The 4,333-nt window shown below is 71.4% G+C and carries 3 protein-coding genes and 1 pseudogene; all 4 read right to left on the bottom strand.

Translation table 11 applies throughout. The features are described 5' to 3' along the window. Positions 1-656 (bottom strand): annotated as a pseudogene (locus tag FV223_RS21160) (hypothetical protein); the annotation flags it as partial. 161 nt (positions 657-817) lie between these two features. Further along, positions 818-2,374 carry a glutamine-hydrolyzing GMP synthase gene (gene guaA, locus FV223_RS21155; protein ID WP_147728849.1) on the bottom strand — a complete coding sequence of 519 codons (1,557 nt, stop codon included), beginning with the start codon at positions 2,372-2,374 and terminating at the stop codon, positions 818-820. Positions 2,375-2,510: 136 nt separating this feature from the next. Continuing rightward, entirely contained in the window at positions 2,511-3,509 is a 999-nt protein-coding gene (locus FV223_RS21150; RefSeq protein ID WP_147728848.1) for an alpha/beta hydrolase, read from the bottom strand. A 64-nt stretch (positions 3,510-3,573) separates the two neighbouring features. Further along, positions 3,574-4,333, bottom strand: a 760-nt coding sequence (locus FV223_RS21145; protein WP_147728847.1) for an RsmB/NOP family class I SAM-dependent RNA methyltransferase, incomplete at its 5' end; no start/stop codon positions are given.

Genomic DNA, 4,333 nt, shown 5'->3' with positions numbered 1-4,333 from the left:
GCCGAGGCGGCGAGCGCGCAGGCCGCGACCGCGGCCGCGGCCAGGGCATAGCCGGCGGACCACAGCCTGGTCTGCTCGGCGAGCCCGAGGATCGGCTCGATCGCCAGCGGATAGGCGAGCAGGGCGGAGAACGAGCCGAGATTGGAGGCGCGGTAGAGGAAGTACGGATCCTGTGCCCGATCGTTGCCGGACCGGGCGAACCACGCCTGCAGCAGCGGAGCGCTCGCCGACAGGGCGAAGAACGGCGCGCCGATCGAGGCCAGGAACAGGCCGACGAGCCAGACGGCCTCGTCGCCGCCTTGCGCCGCGGCGTCCAGCGAGACCGTGATCGGCAGGAACGCCGCCCCGCCGAGCAGCACGAGACCGTGCACCGCGACCGAGGCACGCAGCGAAAGCCAGCGCGTCGTCGCATGCGCGTAGGCGTAGCCCGCGAGCAGCAGCCCCTGGAACACCACCGTCGCGACCGACCACACCGCGGGCGTGCCGCCGAGGACGGGAAGGACGCGCTTGGTGAAGATCGGCTGCAGGACGAAGAGCAGGAACGCCGCCAGGAGCAGCGTACCTGCGAACACGAGGGTCTGGACGAGGTCGCGGCCGATCGCTGCCGTCCGGCCGGCCGGGTCGACGCCGATCGGTTCGGCTTTGCTGGCGGTCATGGTTCGCAATCCCCCACCCGAGGCGGCGAGGCGCGAAGGTTAGCCGAGCGGCATTAACCGTCCCTCATCGACCGGTCACCATCTTCATGACTCAAGAGAGATAATGTGCGGGTCCGTAGCCCTGATCGGCCGTGCCGCGATGCGAGCAGAAAAAACCCGGGTCATTCCCACTCGATCGTGCCGGGCGGCTTCGAGGTGATGTCGTAGGTGACGCGGTTGATGCCCTTGACCTCGTTGATGATCCGGGTCGCGACCCGGCCGAGGAAGGCCATGTCGAACGGGTAGAAGTCGGCCGTCATGCCGTCGACCGAGGTGACGGCGCGCAGCGCGCAGACGTGGTCGTAGGTGCGCCCGTCGCCCATCACGCCGACGGTCTTGACCGGCAGGATCACCGCGAAGGCCTGCCAGATCGTGTCGTAGAGGCCGGCCCGGCGGATCTCGTCGAGGTAGATCGCATCGGCCTTGCGCAGGGCCTCCAGCTTCTCCGGCGTGATCGTGCCGGGACAGCGGATCGCGAGCCCGGGCCCCGGGAACGGATGGCGGCCGACGAAGGCGTCGGGCAGGCCGAGCTCGCGCCCGAGCACGCGGACCTCGTCCTTGAACAGCTCGCGCAGCGGCTCGACGAGCTTCATGTTCATGCGCGCCGGCAGGCCGCCGACGTTGTGGTGGCTCTTGATCGTCACCGAGGGGCCGCCGGAGAACGACACGCTCTCGATCACGTCCGGGTAGAGCGTGCCCTGGGCCAAGAAGGCCGCGCCGCCGATCTTCTTCGATTCCGCGTCGAACACGTCGATGAACAGGCGGCCGATGGTCTTGCGCTTCTCCTCGGGGTCGCTGACGCCGGTGAGGGCGTCGAGGAACAGGTCCTGCGCCTGCACGTGGACGAGCGGGATGTTGTAGTGGTCGCGGAACAGCCGCACGACCTCCTCGGCCTCGCCCATGCGCAGCAGCCCGTGGTCGACGAAGACGCAGGTGAGCTGATCGCCGATCGCCTCGTGCAGCAGCACGGCCGCCACCGACGAATCGACACCGCCCGAGAGGCCGCAGATCACCTTCTCGGATCCGACCTGCTCGCGGATCTTGGCGATCGCCTCGGCGCGGTAGGCGCCCATGGTCCAGTCGCCCGAGCAGCCGGCGATGTCGCGCACGAAGTTGCGGATCAGCAGGGCGCCGTGCGGCGTGTGCGCCACCTCCGGGTGGAACTGCACCGCGTAGTAGTTGCGGGCCTCGTCGGCCACCGCCGCGAAGGGGGCGTTCTTCGAGATCGCCACGGTGGTGAAGCCGTCGGGCAGCTTGGTGACCCGGTCGCCGTGGCTCATCCAGACGGGGTAATGCTCGCCGACGTGCCAGACCCCCTTGAACAGGGGGCATTCCGAGATGATCTCGATCTCGGCGCGGCCGAACTCGGCATGGTGGCCGCCCTCGACCTCGCCGCCGAGCTGGGCCGCCATCGTCTGCTGGCCGTAGCAGATGCCGAAGACCGGGACGCCCGAATCGAACACCACCTGCGGGGTTCGCGGCGAGGCGTCGCTCGTCACCGATTCGGGGCCGCCCGACAGGATCACGCCCTTCGGCCGCGTCTCGGCGAAGGCCTCCGCCGCCTTGGTGAACGGCACGATCTCGCAATAGACCCCCTCCTCCCGGACGCGCCGGGCGATGAGCTGGGTCACCTGCGAGCCGAAATCGACGATCAGGATCTTGTCGTGGTCGGTGTTCATGCTTCTCGCGTTAGACGAGGCGATTGCGCCGTGCAACGCAGCCGTCGCATGCGGGCCGCGCGCGCCTGTTCACGACGCGCATGGGCACGGGATTCCCCCTCGGCGCACGGGCGGAGGCGCGAGCGCGCGGTGACCATCACGTCGCCAGGAACCCGCGCACGCGAAGCCAGGCGAGGAACAGGTTCGGCCACGCCGCCACCGGCGTGCCGGGCGGCCCGAGCCCGAAACCGTGGCCGCCGCGCTCGAACAGGTGCATCTCGGCCGGTATCTTCGCCTTGCGCAGGGCGGTGAACATCAGGAGCACGTGGTCGCAGACCGCGATCGGATCGTCCATCGCCTGCGCCATGAACATCGGCGGCGTGTCGGCGCGGACCTGCACGTCGACCGAGTAGGTCCGCATCTCGACCTCGGTGACCTCGTCGCCGACGAGCACGCGGCGGGTGGAGGTGCCGTCGAACGGCGCCTTCATGGTGATGACGGGATAGAGCAGCCCGGCGAGCGCCGGGCGGTACGGCAGGGCGTCGTGCGCGTCGACCGGCGGGTAGAGGTTCTGGTTGCCGACCGCGGTCTCGCCCATCAGGTGCCCGCCGGCCGAGAAGCCCAGCACCCCGACGCGGGCGGGATCGATGCCGAGCTCGGTCGATTGCGCCCGCACCAGCCGCACCGAGCGCTGCGCGTCCTGCCGCGGCGCATCGGGGCCGTTGTCCCAGCCCTCGCCGGGCAACCGGTAGATCAGCAGGAACACGGTGATGCCGGCCGCCGTCAGCATCTGGCCGACGGGCACGCCCTCGTTGCCGATGTCGATGAAGCGGTAGCCGCCGCCGGCCGCGACGATCATCGCCGATCCGTTCGGCTTGTCCGGCCGGATCACCAGCAGGCAGGGGCGCTCGACCTTGGTGATGACGCCGCGCGCCGTCTCGTCGAAGCGGTAGCCGTTCGGATCCGGACCCTCGCCGCCGCCCGGCGGATCGCCCGGCCAGAGATCGATGACCTGGAGCTGCGCGCCGGGTGCCGTCCGCGGCAGGGCCGGGACCAGCTCGCCCGGCGGGTTGGGCGGGGCTTGGGCATGCGCGGCGCCCTGCCCCGCCATCGCGGCCGCGGTCGCAGCCAGGAGCGTTCTCCGGTCCAGGCCCATCGGTCTCCTGCGGTGTCTTCGGAATCGCTCGGACAACGCCGGCTGGACGGAGCGGTTGCGATCCTCAGCCGGCTCGCGCCAGGGTCGCGACGTAGAACCCGTCCGTGCCGGTTCGCGCCGGGCTCATCTGCAGCCCATGCGCGGTGAAGCGCAGCGTCTCCGCCAAGCCCGGGGCATGGGCCTCGGCGACGTCGCGTGCCGGCACGACCGCGAAGGCCCCGGCGCCGCGCGCGAGGAAGCCGGCCACCGCGTCGTCGTTCTCCGCCGGCAGGAGCGAGCAGGTGACGTAGGTGATGCGGCCGCCGGGCCGCACCAGACGGCCGGCGCGGTCGAGCACCGTCGCCTGCTCGGCGACCCGCGCGGCAAGGCTGTTCGGGCGCAGGCGCCACTTCGCGTCGGGGTTGCGGCGCCAGGTGCCGGTGCCGGTGCAGGGCGCGTCCACCAGCACGCGGTCGGCCTGTCCGTCGAGGTCGGCGAGCACGTCCGTGCGCACCCGGCCGCCGCGGGGCGTGCGCACCTCCGCGTTCGCGCCGGAGCGCCTCAGGCGCTCGTGGATCGGCGCGAGGCGGCGCGGGTCGTCGTCGGTGGCGATCAGGCGACCGCCGTTCCCGGTCACTGCCGCCAGCGCCAGGGTCTTGCCGCCGCCGCCGGCGCAAAGGTCGACGATCGTCTCAGCCTCGCCGGCGCCCGTCAGCATGGCGGCGAGCTGCGAGCCCTCGTCCTGGATCTCGTACCAGCCGTCGAGGAATTCCGGCTCGACATGCAGCGCCGGCCCGCGCCCGTCCGCGCCGATCGGGACGCGCAGGCCCATCGGCGCGTGCGGC

This window comes from Methylobacterium sp. WL116, from assembly GCF_008039455.1.
In the GTDB taxonomy this organism is placed as follows: domain Bacteria; phylum Pseudomonadota; class Alphaproteobacteria; order Rhizobiales; family Beijerinckiaceae; genus Methylobacterium.
This window is presented reverse-complemented; position numbering and strand designations above follow the sequence as displayed.

Bases quoted from the DNA above. Each gene is read 5' to 3' on its own strand.
- guaA (WP_147728849.1), bottom strand. From the start codon at position 2,374: ATGAACACCGACCACGACAAGATCCTGATCGTCGATTTCGGCTCGCAG.
- FV223_RS21150 (WP_147728848.1), bottom strand. From the start codon at position 3,509: ATGGGCCTGGACCGGAGAACGCTCCTGGCTGCGACCGCGGCCGCGATG.